We start from the raw sequence: 17,630 nt of genomic DNA, 5'->3' as shown, positions 1-17,630 counted from the left end.
CGCGGAATACAGGGGAGATCCATCGTGATGCGCTCACGCTCGATATTTGAAATGGATATCTACATTGTGGTAGCCACGGTGCTGCTTCTGGTGGTAGGTATTCTCTTTGTCTTTTCCAGCGGCGTCACGGCGACGGGGGAGATTGCAAGCCGCGAGTACCTTCGTCAGATTCTCTGGGCTGTGTCCGGTCTGATCCTGATGTTCCTGGTAACGTTTATTGATTACCGCTTCCATTACCGCTTTGCCTCATCCTATTTTTTCATGATCCTCGTGCTTCTCGTGGCGACTCTCTTTTTCGGTCGCGTCGTAAGTGGAGCCCGACGCTGGATTGGANTATGGCATGCCGGCATCCAGCCTTCGGAGTTCGCAAAACTGGCCTTAATCCTCTTCCTGGCACGCTATTTTGGTGATCGGAAAAAGGAGATAAAAAAAGTTCGAACCTTTCTCGTCGGCCTTTTTTGGGCATCCCTGCCCAGTGCCCTGGTATTGCTCCAGCCTGATCTTGGGACATCCCTGGTCTATCTCCCGATTTTTCTGGTAATAGCTTTTTTTGGCGGAGCGAAACTGATGCACCTGGCCTACGTGGCAGCCTTTGTAAGTCTTGCGGGATTGTTCACGGTGGTTCCCTTCTGGGTTCAGCACGTCATGGATCGGCCCACGGCGGCGATCCTTGTCCTTACCGAGATCCGGATCATGCGATATCTTTTGGGAGGGGCAGGGGTAGCGCTCCTTGTCAGTAGTATCGGTTTGTACATGACGCGCCAGAGGGTCTTTTTCTGGATAAATTACGCGCTCTCTCTGGTAATGACATCGATCCCTCTCTCCTATGTGGCCCGGATGGTCCTGCGGGAATATCAGATCATGCGTCTCGTGGTCTTCGTAAACCCCTACGTTGACCCCCAGGGAGCGGGATGGAATATCATCCAGTCCATAACGGCCGTGGGATCGGGGGGGCTCTTCGGCAAGGGCTTTCTCAGAGGTACCCAGAGTCACTACCAGTATCTGCCTGCCCAGAGCACAGACTTTATCTTCTCCATTCTGGCAGAAGAGTGGGGTTTCATTGGAGCGGCCCTGGTCTTCCTGCTTTTTGCAGTGATCGTGATGCGTTCCCTCTACGTTATGGTCTCGGCGCGGGACCGTTTCTCGTCTCTTGTTGTGGCAGGCATTGTTGCCATGATGGTGTTTCATTTTCTCGTAAATATTGGCATGACGATCGGCCTTATGCCGATCACGGGGCTGCCTTTGCTTCTTCTCTCCTTCGGAGGATCCTCGCTCTGGACCGCTCTCATCGGCCTGGGCATGGTCATGAGCGTCTACCAGCACCGCTACCAGTACTAGAAACGCTCGATGCAGGTGGCAGACACATAAAACATCATACGGAAGCTGTTCCCGAATTCTCTCGGGGAACTGCAGGAGGTCAGGTTGATTACCGGAAGAATACAACCCCAGCGGGATCTGTTTCGAGAACTTAATGAAGCCGAACAACCCGGGCGATACATCGGAGGCGAGTTCGGTTCGATCAGGAAAAGCGATCCCTCTTTCAGGGTTGCCCTGGCGTTCCCCGATCTCTACGAGATCGGCATGTCCAATACGGCGATAAAGATTCTCTATGGACTTCTGAACGCGATTCCCCGGGTCTCCTGTGAGCGCGTCTTTGTTCCCGCACCCGACTTTGAGGCGGCTCTGGAGGNACGCCAGATTCCCCTCTATACCCTGGAAACGGGAGTTCCCCTGCGATCCTGTGATCTTCTGGCCGTCTCTTTTTCCTATGAGCTCCTGGCTACAAACGTCCTGACCCTGCTGAAATCGGGACATATTCCTCTTCACAACGCGGACAGGNAGCAGGGAGATCCTCTGGTGATAATAGGNGGCCCCGGCGCGACCAATCCTGCTCCCTACGGGCGGTTTATCGATGGAGCCTTTATCGGAGAAGCCGAAGAAGGCTTCGTCCAGCTGGTCCAGAAAATGGAGTCCCTGAAGAGGGGTGGTGCCTCGCGAGCTGATCTTCTGGAAGTCCTCAGAGAGGAGCCTGCGGTCTGGTTTTCGGGGAAAACCACCCCGACGCGACGCGCTATCTGGCAGGGTTTCGCCTGCCAGATAGATGAGTCTGCCTGTGCAGACCGGGAGGAGGTGCCGCCTTCTTTTGGGAGAGGTTTCCCCGTTCCCTCCATACCCGTTGTGCAGGACCACGGGGTGATAGAAATCATGCGGGGGTGCCCGCAGGGGTGCCGCTTCTGTCATGCCGGGGTATATTACCGCCCCTATCGCATGAAAGGGATAGANCAGATTCTCTGTGAGGCAGACTGGCTCGTTCATACCCTGGGATATCGTGAACTCTCCCTCTCATCGCTGAGCAGCGGCGATTACGGGCCTCTCCAGGAGATGATGCTTGCCCTGAACAGCCGCTACAAGGGGCTGGGGGTCAGTCTGCAACTCCCCTCGCTCAGGGTAGATTCCTTCACCTTGCCCCTCCTGGAACAGCTCAACACCGTTCGCCGGGCTGGTCTCACCTTTGCCGTAGAGAGCGCTAGCGAGGAACACCAGGCCTGGACGAACAAGCTCGTTCCTCTGGAGAAGATAATCTCGATCGCCCGGGAGGCACGAGCCAGGGGATGGCGCAGGGCAAAACTCTATTTCATGATAGGGCTTCCTGGCCCAGATCCCGACGGGGAAGCCCNGGGGATCGCAGAATACGTCCGGCGCCTTCGCAGTGCTGTTCCCATGGAATATATCGTGAACGTGGGAACCTTCGTTCCAAAACCGCACACACCTTTTCAGCGGGTACCCCAGCTCTTGCCCGATCAGGCCTCCAGAATGTTCCAGGAGATCCGCTCGGGGCTTCCCAAAGGTGCCACACTCAAGGCTCATGATCCCTGGATGTCCTGGCTTGAGGGTGTTCTCTCCAGGGGCGACGAGCGGGCAGGGGAGGTGATTGAAGAGGCCCATAGCAGAGGGGCTCGCCTGGACGCCTGGACCGATTACCTTCGCATGGAGACCTGGAAAGAAACGATCGCCCGCCATCCCGGAAGCGATGAGGGACTTCGGGGATTTCCTGGTGACAGACCGCTCCCCTGGGACAAGATCAGCCTGGGACTTGCTTCGGGAGTGCTCAAAAGAGAAGAACTCCGCGCCCGCCAGGGCGAGCTCACCGGACGGTGTCTTCCCGACTGTCAGGATCGCTGCGGTATCTGCACCCCCGAAACCAGGGTAGTACACCGCTCANCCAGTGATGCCCCTGATCTTCCCCTTGCCGAAAGCCCGCGCAGGATCGGGAGCGACGGGAAGGACAGGGAGAAATCCGCCGTCGGGATATCGGGCGAAGCCAAAGAAGGTTGCGACGAACAAGGCCGTGGACATCAGTTGCTACTGGCCTACACAAAGCAGGGAAGCGCGGCCTTCCTTCCCCATCTTGCCGTGGTNNGGACCTTCGAGCGCCTCTGGTACCGCCTGGGGCTCCCGGTAGAACTTTCCCAAGGTCACCATCCCAAGCCCAGGATGAGTTTTGGCCAGCCCCTCCCCATCGGNATCGAGAGCCTCGACGAGATCGGCGTGGTAAATTTACAAAAAAATGTACAACTTGATAAATTCTCTGCCCGTCTCTTCGATTCGAGCCTTCTTCCCGAGGGCCTGCGAATACAAAAAGCTCTCACGCTCAGACACGTTCAGAACGAACCNCGTATTCCCGCCCCGATGCAACTCTACGGGGCATCGGTTTTTCTGGTCTGGGTCGAGAAACGGACCGATCAGGCTGTTCTGGAGAGTTTTCTTCTGGGAGCAGCCGAAGCAGGAGGCGTTCTCCGGAACCGGANGCCCTGTGTNGCCGAGCTTTTGCTGCCCCGGGAAGCCCCCGGACTGGGGCGCCTTCTCAAGGAGCACCAGGGGCGGGGAGTCATCAGGGGGCGACGGCTCGCTTCTCTGGCTCCTCAAGGAGAGCCGCTCTTTGAGTGGTACCAAAATCACCGCGAGGAGTACGCCCAGGCTCCCTGACCGTTTTTCTGCTCCTCTACAAGTCCCTGGAGTGAAGAGCCTTTTTTGCCTCTTCCCAGAGAAGGTCAAGCGAAGCGAGATCGCAATCTTCCATGGCGCGATTGTCCCGGGCGAGGCGCTCCTTGATCCAGGAAAAGCGGGCAAGAAACCGCTCGTTTGTTCCGGCCAGCGCCACCGAGGGGTCGGTACTGGTTTTTCGAGCCAGATTCACAACGGAAAAAAGCAGATCTCCCACCTCCGATTCGATAGCTGGATTATCCCGCAGGGGCATCTTCTCCCGGTNGGCTCGTACCAGGGCTTCCTCCAGCTCCTGAATCTCTTCGCGGAGTTTCTCCATAACCGGAAGNGGATCATCCCAGTCGAATCCCGCCGAGGCGGCCTTTTTCTGGATCTCCTGAGCGCGTTCCAGAGGGGGCAGGCCGGGANTCACCTCGAGAGCNCAGGGGGATTTCTTTTCCTCTTCGACTTTTATCTTGTTCCAGGCCCGAATAACCTGGGTGGCATCGCGAGCATCGCCGGAGGCGAAGACGTGAGGATGGCGTCGCAGAAGTTTCTCTCCGTTCTCGCGAAGGATATCCCGAAAGGAGGGGCCGCCCTGGCGATGGAGGGCATCGGCCAAAAGCATGACCACCAGAAGAACATCTCCCAGTTCCTCCGCTACCGGATTCAGAGACTCCGGGGGCTCCTCCTGGGCCACAGCGTCGTTGATCGCCGCCAGGACCTCGAAGGATTCCTCTACGATAAATCGCCGCAAGCTTTGCAGGGTCTGCTCTCTGTCCCAGGGGCATCCATCGGGAGCACGTAAACGACGTATGATNGCGGCGTAGCGGGAAAAAAGAACCCCTTCATCGTGATCGATCCATTTTTCGGTAGATGAATCAAGAAAAAGTTCTTCTTCGCCGATAGGGCCGGTTTTTTGCGTGTTTTCCATTGTAATCTCCTCGATATACGGCAAACCCGTCTGATTAAGTAGACAGAATATTCATTATAAGAAGTAATTCCTGTCACGTATTGCAGGGTTTTCCCCCGCCTTGTCACATCACATGTCTCTATCTGGGCACGTTCTCCTCAGTCGTAGTGATCTTTCCGCTCGCTCAGGAACGCAAAGAGCGACAGAATCATCGCCGCAGCGATGATGGGAGGGAAAATGTTCAGAATCCCGTTGACTGAGCTCAACTGACGAATGAGATCAGAGAAGAGATAGTCCACAAGCCCGCCCGTAAAGGTTCCGATGACGGCAACCGCCAAAGCCCCCCAGAAGTTTCCTGCGAAGCGGCGTCTGAATCCGTAGACGTAGACCAGAGTAACGGCGAGCGCGATAACAACGTGGCTGAGTCCCACGGCAAGAATTACAGTTGTCACACCACAGTAGTAGCATAAACAGGGAAAAATGGGAAGTTTCCGGCGGGGTTCTTCAGGGACCCGAGGACGTGTCCAATCCCGGATCAATCCTTTGGGTTAATCTCGCCGTAGTCGACCATGCGCAGGGGCTCGCTGAAAAAGGGCTGGAAGTTTGCATCCCTGCCCCGGGCGATCACATAGATCACCAGATAAAGCGTTCCACCGGCCTGTCCTGTCTGAGCAACGGCCTGCCCCATGTCGTGGTCGCTGGCGACGTAACGCGGAGCGTTCCAGAAACCCGCCGATCCTCCCTCGTGATCGTCGATATCGCCCCCCAGATCTTCTGGGCGAGCCACGTGGCGACGCCGCAGCCTCGCCACGAGCGGGCCCGCGCTATCGCCACGGCGCAGTTCGATTTCTGTTTCCCGCTCCAGAGATCCCTCCGGATCATCCCGAAAACGGGGGTCTCTCAGGTCCAGATAAAAGCGGGAATTCCCTCCCACATCACTTCTTGTTATATGGGCCCTGTCGTCGTCGTAGGTTTCGCCGGGCCGCAAGGCCACAGCCCGGCGGAACCCCCGCTGGGAGAGCCTGGCCGTTCCCGGAGGTCTGGGTGTGCGCTCTATAAAGTCCTCGTCAGCAATAGTACCCGTTGAATCGTTATAGAGTTTGTACCAGATATCGTAGCCTAAAAAGGTATCTGTGTTGTTTTCGGTATCATGACTAAAGAAAAGTATGGTGCCGTCGGTTCCGGGTGACTCCGCCCCCGGAGCCCGGGGCGGCGCGAGATAGTCCGTGGTGGGCAAGCCGCAGGAGCTGTGCCAGCCTGCCCCCATAAACACCAGAAGAACCGCTGCCACGGTGGCGCCGGAAAGGCCGGAACCCGCGGTCGATCGGGCTCCTCGAGGTTCAGGATCGCCCAGAGACAGTACTCCCGGGCTCGAGCCCTTCGGGGATATCGATCAGCTCGTAGATTACCACGGGCTTGTTTTTCCCCTTGACGCGAATATTATCGAGCTCCCGGGCCACGATCCTCTCCCGCACCAGCCCGTAGGTGTGCTCGCTGATTATCACCCGCGTGGCGTATTCCTTGTTTGTTCCTTCCAGCCGGGCGCCGAGGTTCACGTTGTCACCCATCAGGGTATAGTTCATGCGCCCCAGGCTCCCCATATTACCTACCGTCATAATACCCGAGTTTATCCCGATTCCGATCTGAATTCTCTTTTCCGGAGGCCACTCGCTGTTCATACGATCGAGCACCTGAAGCTGCTTGAGTGCCGACTTGCAGGCCAGCAACGCGTGATCTTCCTGGGGAAGCGGAGCCCCCCAGAAGCACATGATCTCATCACCCACATATTTGTCCAGCGTTCCCTGGTACTCCAGGATCGTATCGGTCATGGCGGTCAGGTACAGGTTCAGATGGTTCACCAGTTCCTGGGGAGAGAGAGATTCCGAGAGCGTGGTGAACCCCCGAATGTCGCTGAAAAAAACAGTCAGCTCCTTGTCTACACCACCCAGCTCGGGAGGGCTTTGGAGAATCTCGTTGACCACGGCAGGGCTCACGTACTTGCCAAAGACATCGCGGATCCGACGCTTATCCCGCTCTTCCCGGGTTACCCGATAGACCACCACCGATACAAAGACCAGTGCCATTGCCAGAGCCGGCGAGGCAAAGGCGATGACCAGAGAGTGAAGATCAAAGATGATGGTGGTGGTGAAGAAGAAGATTCCCAAAATAGCCAGGGTTCCTGCCATGGCCCAGATCGTAGAAAACCAGGCTGCAAGAAGCGCTACAAGGAAGGTTCCGCCCGCCAGAATCGCTGTGTTGCCCCACCCCGGCAGATGGTGGATAAAACGATCCATCAGGATTGTGTTCAGAGCGTTGGCGTGAACCTCGACGCCGTACATGAGCCCGTAGGGGGTCATTTTTTCGTCGTCGGCCATGCCCTGGGCAAAGGCCCCTACCATGACGATCTTGTTTTCCACCGCCCGTGTGGCAGGCCACCGCCCGGGGTCCGCATCGGGGATGCGTCCTGCGTACCCGTGATAGGGCCGCACGGGAAAGGTCTGTTCCCCGTCCCGGGCGGGGCTGGAGCGCGGTCCCATGTAGTTGATACTCATGGCCCCCTGGTGGTCGATGGGAATCCTGATCTCCTCTACCAGGCGATACCGGCCTTCCCGCACCTCCTGCCCCTCCTCGTCGATCACGGGAGGCCGCACCTGGATGCGGTAGGGTTCCCAGGTACCGCTGGTGGGGTTAAAGGATTGGGGTTCGGATATGACAATCGATTCCCCGAGGTGGATCTGGACATCTTCCAGGGTTTTGTTGAAGTACTCCAAAGCCAGAGAGAGGGTGATAGCCGGAATGAACTGATCCCGGTGGTGATGGATCAGAAAGGTGTAGCTGTCAAAATCTCCGTCTCCTGTTGTATCAACGGGCAGCCTGGGAGCGTCAGCATCCAGACGGTTCAGGAGTGCCCGCAGCCGCTCCTCCGAGAGGGGGAGCGCCAGGTCGTGATCGTTCCCTGCGCGGTCAAACCAGATGAGGCGCTCGAAGTTATCGGGATCTACCGAGAGGCCCCCGTAATCTTCCATGAGCTGATCCAGACGGTAGCTCTCGAGACGCTCCGAGACACGGACGATCATGGGCTGCCGGCGGAGGACACCGTCGTGATCGTCCCAGATATTAGCGTGGCCGTAGCCCCCTGCAGCACGGGCGTAGGGTTGAAGCGGTGCCTGAATACCGAAGAAGGAGGGCATTCTGCTCCAGTCGCCTTGAACGTTCCTGATCACCCCGGCTGCCTGGAAGAGAGCCTCGTGGCGGGCAAAATATTCCCGATAGTGTTCATGGAGCGGCGGAGAACGCTCTACGATCGTCTCCAGGAAGACACGGCCACTGTTCTGTATGGAGCGGAGCAGGAGGGCGTCGTCCACAGCGCTCTCACTGGGTTCGATAAAAAAGAGGTCGAGGAAGAGCGCCCGCTCCCTGTTGTCGGGATTGGAAATACGGGAGAAAGAATCGATCAGGTCGGCGTGGCGGCTTCGGGGAAAGGGCCAGCGACCAAAACGGGCGAGCGTGGAGGGGTCGATTCCCACCAGAAGAATGTCGGGAGAGATATGGGGATTCTGCTCTGTCAGGCTGACACCTTCCTGGACGCGTTCGCTCCGAAAGGCTTGGCGCAGGGCAAAATGGCCGTCCTGAACTCTCAGTTCAAGACGGTCCAGAACGGTGGTTGTCGTCTGGAGCAGAAGAAAGATCGCCACCACCCCCGCCGCGACGGGAAGCCAGAAGAAGGGAAACTGTCTTGAAGCGGCCCGCTTTATCGCCATAGAAACTCCTCTCGGGCCGCTCCACCCAACCTGTCCGTCAGGTATTCGCAGAGCCTCCCTGACTCGTGAGCCAGATTATACGGTTCCTGGCGAGTTTTGTCCAATTGCTCTCGGGGTGGTCCCCGGCGAGACGGTTGTAGTATTCCAGAGCCTCGTCGTAGTCCTGGAGTTCTTCCGCGAGGCGTCCCAGGTTAAAGAGCGCCCGGGGCTCCTCTGCCGTGGGAGAACCTTCTCCCCGGGCGATGCGGGAGAGGATCTCCCGGGCCCGGGCGGGGTCGCCCTGCTCTTCCGCCGCCGCTGCCGCCGTAGCCAGCGCCGCGCCCGTCAGATGGCTCCGGGGAAAGGCCTCAGCCAGACGAAGCCCGGCCGCTTCGGCTTCTTCGAACTGCTCCATCTCCCACTCCAAGAGCATCAGGATATGGAGGGCGCGCAAGGCTCCGTAGCTTCGGGGATGGGCAGCGAGGAGTGTCTCGATCGCCTCGCGGATATCGGTTTCGCTCTGGTCATCCTGCTCGTTCTGCCAGGATAGCCAGGATTCGCTGATCTCCTCGGCCTGCCGCGCAGCCTGCTCCTGTCGGTTATGATGAACCTGGTAGGCCACAACGGAGGCAAAGACAAGCGCGATCAGGGCGATGCTGATTCCGAAGAGCGGTTTGCGGTGAGAGCCAAGAAAGACTTTCAGCGTATCAGCCAGGGAAACCTGTTCACGATTTTTTTGTTCAGCGGACTTCTTTTCACCAGTCTTCTTTTCACCAGTCATAGTGGGGGTATCTCCTCATGAGTTGATTCAGTTTTTTCGTTTCAGATCGAGATCTTTCACGAGCTTTGAAAGGTAGGAACGCTGGATCCCCAGCTCCTCAGCGGTAGCCGTGTGATTCCAGCTATTCCGGTCCAGGGCGGACCGTATGAACTGCTTTTTAAACAGGGTAACTCCCTCCTTGAGCCCTTTTGTCTGGTACCTCGACGATTCGGCCGTGTCGTACCCCCGCAACAGGAGGTCCTCGGGATAGATGATCCCCTGCTGACAAATCACTACGGCCCGCTCCACGGCGTTTTCCAGCTCCCGGACGTTTCCTGGCCAGTCGTAGGAGATCATCGCTTCCAGCGCCTCGTCGGTGAAGCCGCTGATCCTCTTGTTGGTCTCCAGGACAAAACGCCGGAGAAAGAAGTTCGCCAGTTCGATGATATCTTCCCTGCGCTGTCTCAAGGGAGGGATATTGAGAGGGAGCACGTTGAGCCGGTAGTAGAGATCGCTGCGAAATTCTCCTGTTTCGACAAGCTCTTCGATTTTCTTGTTCGTGGCGGCGATGATCCGGACGTTTACCGTGATCGATTCGCTCGAACCCAGGGGTTCGAAGGTGCGTTCCTGGATTACCCGCAGCATTTTTGCCTGAAGCGGCAGGGGTACGTCCCCTATCTCGTCGAGGAAGATCGTGCCCTTGTCGGCCACTTCGAACCGCCCCCGCCGATCAGAAACGGCATCGGTGAAGGCCCCCTTTACGTGACCAAAGAGCTCACTCTCCAGGAGCGTCGGAGGAAGGGCAGCACAGTTCACCCTGATGAAGGGCTGCTGCGCCCGTTGCGATCTCAGGTGAATCTGCTCGGCGATGAGCTCCTTGCCCACGCCGCTCTCGCCCAGGATCAGGACGGTGCTATCGGTTGGCGCGATCCGGTCGACCAGACTCAGCTGCTCTTCCATTTCCGGGCTCTTCCAGACCAGGGTATGATATCCCTGATCGGTGTTTACCTGATCCCGCAGAAGATCAACCTGATTTCTGACTTTCTGGAAGGTCCGGGCGTTCTGGACCGCCATGGCAGCCTGGTTTGCAAAGATTTCCAGCCACTCCAGATCATCCTGGTTGAAGAGTTTGTTGCCCTTTTTATTGAGTATCTCGATCACCCCGACGCACTCATCCTTGATGCGCATGGGGACAGCCAGAATGCTGTTGGTAGCGTAGCCGATCTGCTGGCCGATATCCCGCCGGTGGCGGGGATCGTCGCCCGTGTCGTTCACGATAAGCGAGCGGTTGTGCTGGGCAACCCAGCCGGCAATCCCCTCGCCTATCTCCAGCGAAAACTTCTGTACCTGGGCTCCCTTGGAGCCCAGGGCTACTTCAAAGTACAGCCGGTTGTTCTGGGGATTGACCAGGAGAAGCGATGAAGCCTCTCCTTCGGTTAACCTGGTGGCAGACTCGACAATCCTCTTCAGGACCGCCCTGAGATCGGAAAAATCCGAGTTTATCAGGGCGTTGATCTCTATGAGCGTTTGAAACCGTTCGAGATCGACCTGTGCCAGTTTCATGTCACTTCGTCGACCAGGCCAGGTCTGGTCAGTTATCCTTTTTCTCTTTCAGCATATCGCCAAGAGTCACCGTTGCGTTCTCGTCATCGTCGTGGATGTATTTCTCCAGCTCCTGACGCTGCTCCTGGCGGTGCAGTTCGCGGATCGAGAGAGAGAGACGCTGTCGGGAGGGATTGATCTCCGTCACAACACACCGAACGGTATCACCGACCTTGTAGTTCTCGGCGGCTTCCTCGTAGCTCAGCTGCCGAGGATCGGCCACGTTCATCTTGTTGATCAGACCCTCTACGCCACCCTGAACACGGACAAAGATTCCGAACTCGGTGATGTTGGTAATCTCTCCATCGATGATGCTGCGGGGAGGAAAGGCGTCGCGAAGCTGGTTCCAGGGATCATCCTCGAGTTGCTTCAGGCCTACCCGGATGTTCTGGTTTTCGGGATCCGAGAGGATCACCACCACCTCGATCTCCTGGCCTTCCTGAACCGCTGCACCGGGGTTCTTGTACCGTTTGGTCCAGCTCAGATCGTCCACGTGCAGGAAGGCATCGATTCCCGGTTCGAGTTCCAGAAACGCACCCGTGGCGGTGATCTTCTTTACCACCGAGGAGATACGCATACCCACGGGGTATCGGGCGTCGATATCGTCCCAGGGATTTGCCAGAACCTGCTTGAGACCCAGCGAGACCCGTCCCGACTGAATGTCGTAATCGAGAATCTTGGTCTCCACCTCCTGGCCGGGCTGGAGAATCTCCTTGGGGTGGTTGACCCGCTGAACCCAGGACATTTCCGAGATGTGTACGAGCCCCTCGATACCCTCTTCCAGTTCGATGAAGGCGCCAAAATCCGTGAGTTTGGTCACGGTGCCGCTCACCACCTGATCGACCCAGTAGCGATCCTCGAAGGTCTCCCAGGGGTCGGGAGTCATGTGGCGCAGGCTCAGGTTGATCTTGCGCTCCTCGGGGTCCATCTTGATGACCTTGAGGCGGATCGAATCACCCTTCTTGACGTAGTCCTTGGGCCGGGTTACGTGACCCCAGCTCATATCGTTGATATGCAACAAGCCGTCAAAACCGCCCAGGTCGATGAAGGCACCGAAAGAGGTAAAGCTCTTCACAACACCTTCCACCTCGTCACCGATTGTTACGGTTTCAAAAAAATGATTCCGATTTTTCTCGGTCTCCTGTTCAAGCCATGCTCTGCGGGAGAGGACGATGTTGACGCGGTTGTCGCTGTAGATCCGCTCTACGAAGAAATTGTCTTCAACGCCGACGTATTCCTCAGGATCGTCGACGCGCCGGATGTCGATCTTCGAGATGGGGTTAAATCCTCGGACGTTCCCCTGCAGGCGGACCTCAAAGCCCCCCTTGATCGATCGAACAACTTTCCCTGGAACAGGAACCCTCTCTTCGAAGGCCTGTTTCAGATCTTTCCAGAACCGTTTTTCATCGGCTTTTCTCTTCGAAACCGCAACGCCACCGTTCCGGATGTCCTTCCGCAGAAGCACAACTTCCACCGTGCCGCCAACGTCGGGTACGGTCTCGAATTCCTCCATGGGGATGCGGCCTTCGGCCTTGTACCCGATGTCAACGAACACCTCGTCGCCACTGATCTGGATGATCGTGCCCTCGACGAGTTGCCCCTCTTCCAGCTCGTCCAGTGCATCCAGAAACTGCATCTGCATCTCTTGGGACTGGGCCTCCGCTGAAGAGGAGTCAGCGAATTGTGCTTCCTTATCTGCCATGATTGCCTAGTTACTCCTGCCGTGATTAGTTTTGTCGTAAATAATGGCAACAACTTTGTCACAAACTTGACGTAGGGTCAAGTGCGTGGTATCGAGGTAGACCGCATCGGGGGCCTGGGCGAGTCGCCCCGTCTCTTTTCCCCGGTCAATTGCGTCGCGCTCGCGTATTGCCGCTTCGAGTTGTTTCAGGTCACCCGTCCCGCCGTTCTGCTCGTAGCGACGCCGTGCACGTTCTGCCGGATCAGCGTCAAGAAAGACCTTGACCTCGGCATCGGGGAAGACCACGGTACTCATGTCGCGACCCTCCACTACCAGATCCCGCGTGCCGGCTATCTCCGTGAGCCGGCGATCCACCTCCTGGCGAACGGCGGGAAAGGCCGATACGGGGGCTACGGCCTGGTCAACCAGGGGCGTGTGAAGTTCCTCGTCGCGAGGAGCCCCGTCGAGGAGAAAAGTCTCCCCGTCCAGGTCTATGGAGATGCCCCTGGCCACAGCCAGAACCTCCTCCTGGTCAGTCAGGTCGCAGGCGAGCTGCTGGGCCTTCCAGGTGATCGCCCGATAGAATTTCCCCGAGTTCAGATGAAAAAAACCCGTTGCCTGGGCCACCATCCGGCTGACACTGCTCTTTCCTGTCCCGGCAGGACCATCAATCGCGACTACCATGGGAGGGGTCCTTTCTGCGGTATCTGGTTTTTCCGCCCTGGGGTGTGGCGCCCGGCCTCCCTCCCCGACTTCCGCCGCTTTGACGCGCCGGGCGCGACGAGTTGCGACTGGACGAAGGCGTTGCCGCTCCGGGAGGCTTTTTATGAACGATCTTTTTTCGGCGAACGATCACCTGTCTGGCGGCTTTCATCCGCGAAGGATTCTCGGGGGACGCCGGTTTATCCTGACTTTTGGGCTTTGGCCGACGGTTTTTTCTGCCGGCAATGACCTGAAGCCGCCGCACCTCTTCGTCTGTCAGAGGCCGGGCCTCTCCCTCGGGAAGGGTCCCCAGAGTCACCGAACCGTAGCGCACCCGGTAAATTCTGTGCACCTTGATGCGGAAGTGGCTAAAAACCCGACGGATTTCGCGGTTCTTCCCTTCCTGAAGAATGACCGAAACCCGCCGTGCGGCATGCCGCCGGTATTCCCGACATCGATAGCGGATACCCTCCACGATGACACCCCGGGAGAATTGCTCCAGCATCTCGTCGGGTACGGGTGTAGCGGTCTCTACAGTATACACCCGGTCTATGGCGGTCTCGGGACGCATGAGGCGCTGGGCCAGGTCCCCGTCGTTTGTAAACAAAAGCAGACCACTTGAGAGAAAGTCCAGCCTGCCGATCGAGAAGAGATGCCCCGAATAGAGGGGGCGCACGTAATCGATCGCCAGGGGTCGGCCCTCGGGATCGGCCTCGCTCGAGAGGACCCGTACGGGTTTGTTCAAGGCGTAGACGATGGTCTGCTTGTCGGGATAAACGATCTTGCCGTCGACCCGTACTACCGATTCCGATCCTACCCGGCAGGAGAGATCGGTCACGGTTTCACCGTCTACCTGGACCCTCCCTGCCCGAATCAGGTCTTCGCAGGAACGCCGCGACCCCTGGTTTGCCAGAGCAAGGTATCTGTTGATTCGCATCGCCTCGATGGCGAGACGCCGTGTGTTATGTCCTGTCTTATCCATTGAGACTGAATCGCTCCTGTTCGACCTCATCGAGCCGCGGAAGATCCGCGATGCTCTCCAGATTAAAGTGTTGTAAAAAATGTCGAGTCGTGCCGTACTGGGCAGGACGTCCCGGGGCATCCTTGCGCCCCGTTTCCTTGATCAGCCCCCGATCCAGAAGCTGACGAATCATCGTGTCGGCGGCTACGCCCCGCAGCGTCTCGATCTCCCCCCGCGTAATGGGCTGGGAATACGCGATTATGGAGAGAGTCTCCATGGCTGCCCGGGAGAGACGGTTCTCCCTCTTTTTTCCGAACCGCTCGCGCAGGCGGGGCCACAATTCCCGTTTTGGCACGAGCTGAAGAGCCCCGCCGAGAGAAACCAGCTCCATGCCCCGATCGTCGGCGGTGTAATCCTCCCGGATCATCTCTACCACCTGATCGACCTGCTCGCGCGAAAGCCCGGAGATTCTGGCGATCGTCTTGGCGTCGATCGGATCCCCCTCGAGGAATAGTATTGCTTCAATAAGAGCTTTTTCTGATTCCATATCCACATTACACCTCAGAACTGATGATCAGAACTAGATATCAAAGAGCTCCTCATCCCGATCACCCGCTGCATCGGGGGAGGAATCCGCGACCGGAGTTCCGGCAACGATCTTTATGTCACCGAACATCTTGTTTTGCAGGATCCTGATCGTTCGCTGGCGGGCCGATTCCAGAATTGCAATGAAGGCGCAGACCATGTCCATTACGGAGTGTGTCTTGCCAACAAGATCGGTGAAGGAAAACTCCCCCTTCCGCTCCAGAAGTTCGTCGATCAAGGTCAGCTTTTCGTTGACCGTTACCACCTCGTGAAGACTCACCAGGTGGTCGGCGCTCAGGTTGTTCATGAGTTTCGAGAAGGTTTTGAGCAGATCCCAAACGTCGAGTTGTTCCCAGAGGGGCTCATCCTCGTCAAAGGGGAGCGTCGTTTGAGAGCTTCTTCTCTCCAGGGTGTATTCGAGCCCTTCTTCCCTGTCGCCCATGAGATCGCTCAGCTTCCGGAAACGCTGGTACTCGATCAGTTTTGCCACCAGCTCCTGGCGGGGGTCGTCCATCTCTTCGTCGTCGGAGTTTTCCGGGACAGGAAGGAGCATGCGGGATTTTATGTAGAGCAACGTGGCTGCCATTACATAAAAGTCAGTGGCGTTCTCCAGGTCGACCCGAGCGGCGTATTTCAGGTACTCCAGATACTGCTCGGTGATCCGGGAGATCGGGATATCGTAAATGTTTACCTCGTTTTTTCGTATCAAAAATATGAGGAGGTCCAGCGGCCCTTCAAACTGATCCAGCTGAACAGTGGGGGCCGTGGTAGTTTGCGACTCGTCTTGATCCATGGATGGTCCAGTATACTTGTCCTGCTTCGGGAGGGTCCAGACCTTTTTCCGTTCAGACCAGCCTATTTTTTGATTCCCGGGGCAAACTCTTGCCACACCTCCTGCACAGGAGGTTCACAGCAGGAGCCCCGCAGAAAGGGTCAGAGAGCTCCCGCCAGATATGACCTCCAGAGGGCTCCGTTCCTGGGATCCCGGACGGCGGGAGCAAGCTCCTGCAAGGGTTCGAGGACAAACCGCCGCTGGTGCATGCGGGGATGGGGCACCTGCAGATCAACCGATGCGATTGTGTAATCACCAAACAGGAGAATATCCAGATCGAGAGGCCGTGGCCCGAAACGGGGCACCCCTGCCCGGCATCGCCCCGCCTCTTTCTCCAGCCGGTGCAACTCCCGAAGCAGATTGCGGGGCCCCATCCTGCTGAATCCCCGGAGAACCTGATTGAAATAATGGGGCTGCTCGCTGTAATGAAGGGGTGCCGTGAAGAAGACCGACGAGAACGAGACCCCTTCCAGGAGATGGTTCAATTCGGAAACCGCCCAGGCCAGGGTCTCCCGGGGCCCTCCGAGGGGTCCCGGGGTGTTCGCGCCCAAGCCGATAAAGAGGGGCCAACCGATCCCCGCAGTATCAGAACAGTTCATCCGAGGGTTCAGCAGCTTTGGCAGTACTCTTTTTTGCTTTGGGCGCAGCTTTTCCCTGCTCCGGGGTCTCGGCAACAACAGAACCGGCCCCCTCCTGCACGGTATCGACGGAAGTTGCGGAATCAGCGGACTCGGCAGAAGTATCGGGGAACATGATGGCCCGCAGCTTCTTTTCCAGATCTCCCGCCACGTCGGGGTTCTCGTCGAGAAACTGCTTGGCGTTTTCCCGGCCCTGACCGATTCGATCGTCCCCGCAGGAGTACCAGGAACCGCTCTTCTGCACAAGATCGTACTTCAGGGCTGCATCGAGCAGGCTGGCCGTTGCAGATATTCCTTTTCCGAAGATGATCTCCATCTCCACCTTGCGGAAAGGAGGCGCCACCTTGTTCTTCACCACCTTCACGCGCACCCTGTTCCCGATAGCGTCATCGGACCCCTTGCTGATCGTCTCTATCCTGCGAACCTCAAGACGAAGGGAGCTGTAGAACTTCAGGGCGTTCCCCCCGGTGGTCGTTTCGGGGTTTCCGAACATCACGCCGATCTTCATGCGGATCTGGTTAATAAAAATAAGAACCGTTGATGATTTTGAGATGATGCCCGTGAGTTTTCGCAGGGCCTGACTCATGAGTCGAGCCTGAAGCCCCACGTGGCTGTCACCCATATCACCCTCGATCTCGGCTTTGGGAGTAAGAGCCGCTACAGAATCGACCACGATGATGTCCACGGCCTTGCTCCGCACCAGGGCCTCGGCTATTTCCAGGGCTTGTTCGCCGTTGTCGGGCTGCGATACCCAGAGAGCCTCCGTATCAACCCCGAGGTTCTTCGCGTAGACCGGGTCCAGGGCGTGCTCCGCGTCGATGAAGGCCGCAACTCCGCCCGCTTTCTGGGCTTCTGCGATTGCGTGGAGCGCCAGGGTTGTTTTTCCCGACGATTCGGGGCCGTAGATTTCCAGGATTCTCCCCCGGGGATAGCCTCCAAGGCCCAGCGCTTCATCAAGAATGATCGATCCACTGGGAATGGTCGCTATTCCTGCAGGAGCTCTGTTCTCTCCCAGCTTCATGATCGAACCTTTTCCGAACTGCTTCTCGATTTGCAGGCGGGCGGCCTCAATGGCGGTGTTCTTCTCGGAATCGGTGGGTTTCTGTGCAGCCATATCTTCCTCGTTTCGCTCTCTTGAGGAGCTGTTTGTCTATATACGATGTACCGTCCAGAGGAGTATATCGCTTTTTCCTGAGCGATGAAAGCAAGAACGTTTTGACCTTCTCCGGTTA

The 17,630-nt window shown here is 57.5% G+C and carries 15 protein-coding genes; 2 read left to right on the top strand and 13 right to left on the bottom strand.

What is annotated here, in order from left to right:
- The first annotated feature begins 27 nt into the window (after positions 1-27).
- Both rodA and B071_RS15175 read left to right on the top strand, forming a co-directional pair.
- Positions 28-1,338, top strand: a complete 1,311-nt coding sequence (gene rodA / locus B071_RS0101115; RefSeq protein ID WP_018525262.1) for a rod shape-determining protein RodA — start codon at positions 28-30, stop codon at positions 1,336-1,338.
- Between the two features lie 243 nt (positions 1,339-1,581).
- Positions 1,582-3,987, top strand: coding sequence for a TIGR03936 family radical SAM-associated protein (locus tag B071_RS15175; protein WP_438829521.1), 2,406 nt, complete (start codon positions 1,582-1,584; stop codon positions 3,985-3,987).
- A gap of 16 nt (positions 3,988-4,003) precedes the next feature.
- Here B071_RS15175 and mazG read toward each other — a convergent pair whose 3' ends face one another.
- The 13 genes from mazG to recA all read right to left on the bottom strand — a co-directional run bounded on the left by mazG (position 4,004) and on the right by recA (position 17,512).
- On the bottom strand, positions 4,004-4,918 hold the full coding sequence (mazG, locus tag B071_RS0101105) for a nucleoside triphosphate pyrophosphohydrolase (RefSeq protein WP_018525260.1): 915 nt from the start codon (positions 4,916-4,918) through the stop codon (positions 4,004-4,006).
- A gap of 137 nt (positions 4,919-5,055) precedes the next feature.
- Positions 5,056-5,349 (bottom strand): hypothetical protein, encoded by a 294-nt coding sequence (locus B071_RS0101100; protein WP_040586785.1) that lies wholly within the window; start codon positions 5,347-5,349, stop codon positions 5,056-5,058.
- Between the two features lie 83 nt (positions 5,350-5,432).
- Complete coding sequence (locus tag B071_RS0101095) at positions 5,433-6,188, bottom strand: hypothetical protein (RefSeq protein WP_018525258.1); 756 nt, start codon at positions 6,186-6,188, stop codon at positions 5,433-5,435.
- Positions 6,189-6,237: 49 nt separating this feature from the next.
- Positions 6,238-8,658, bottom strand: a complete 2,421-nt coding sequence (locus tag B071_RS0101090; RefSeq protein ID WP_018525257.1) for an adenylate/guanylate cyclase domain-containing protein — start codon at positions 8,656-8,658, stop codon at positions 6,238-6,240.
- A gap of 37 nt (positions 8,659-8,695) precedes the next feature.
- On the bottom strand, positions 8,696-9,418 hold the full coding sequence (locus tag B071_RS0101085) for a tetratricopeptide repeat protein (protein ID WP_018525256.1): 723 nt from the start codon (positions 9,416-9,418) through the stop codon (positions 8,696-8,698).
- A 27-nt stretch (positions 9,419-9,445) separates the two neighbouring features.
- Entirely contained in the window at positions 9,446-10,960 is a 1,515-nt protein-coding gene (locus B071_RS0101080; protein ID WP_018525255.1) for a sigma-54-dependent Fis family transcriptional regulator, read from the bottom strand.
- Between the two features lie 28 nt (positions 10,961-10,988).
- The gene (gene rpsA, locus B071_RS0101075) at positions 10,989-12,701 is read right to left on the bottom strand and encodes a 30S ribosomal protein S1 (RefSeq protein WP_018525254.1); all 1,713 of its coding nucleotides are present in this window, start codon (positions 12,699-12,701) and stop codon (positions 10,989-10,991) included.
- 6 nt (positions 12,702-12,707) lie between these two features.
- Entirely contained in the window at positions 12,708-13,364 is a 657-nt protein-coding gene (cmk, locus tag B071_RS0101070) for a (d)CMP kinase (protein ID WP_026244880.1), read from the bottom strand.
- Entirely contained in the window at positions 13,348-14,364 is a 1,017-nt protein-coding gene (locus B071_RS15170; RefSeq protein ID WP_018525252.1) for a pseudouridine synthase, read from the bottom strand. Before B071_RS15170 ends, cmk begins: the two co-directional genes overlap by 17 nt.
- Positions 14,357-14,890: an SMC-Scp complex subunit ScpB gene (gene scpB, locus B071_RS0101060; protein ID WP_018525251.1), complete on the bottom strand. Its 534-nt coding sequence runs from the start codon at positions 14,888-14,890 to the stop codon at positions 14,357-14,359. The genes B071_RS15170 and scpB overlap by 8 nt, the downstream gene beginning before the upstream one ends.
- Before the next feature lie 33 nt (positions 14,891-14,923).
- Positions 14,924-15,721 carry a segregation and condensation protein A gene (locus B071_RS0101055; protein WP_018525250.1) on the bottom strand — a complete coding sequence of 266 codons (798 nt, stop codon included), beginning with the start codon at positions 15,719-15,721 and terminating at the stop codon, positions 14,924-14,926.
- A 140-nt stretch (positions 15,722-15,861) separates the two neighbouring features.
- Positions 15,862-16,359, bottom strand: a complete 498-nt coding sequence (folK, locus tag B071_RS15165; RefSeq protein WP_018525249.1) for a 2-amino-4-hydroxy-6-hydroxymethyldihydropteridine diphosphokinase — start codon at positions 16,357-16,359, stop codon at positions 15,862-15,864.
- The gene (gene recA / locus B071_RS0101045) at positions 16,346-17,512 is read right to left on the bottom strand and encodes a recombinase RecA (RefSeq protein ID WP_018525248.1); all 1,167 of its coding nucleotides are present in this window, start codon (positions 17,510-17,512) and stop codon (positions 16,346-16,348) included. Before recA ends, folK begins: the two co-directional genes overlap by 14 nt.
- Between the last annotated feature and the right edge of the window lie 118 nt (positions 17,513-17,630).

Origin of the sequence: Alkalispirochaeta alkalica DSM 8900 (genome assembly GCF_000373545.1) — a bacterium.
GTDB classification, from domain to species: domain Bacteria; phylum Spirochaetota; class Spirochaetia; order DSM-27196; family Alkalispirochaetaceae; genus Alkalispirochaeta; species Alkalispirochaeta alkalica.
Note: the sequence above shows the minus strand (reverse complement) of the source record. Positions and strands in the feature narration are given on the sequence as shown.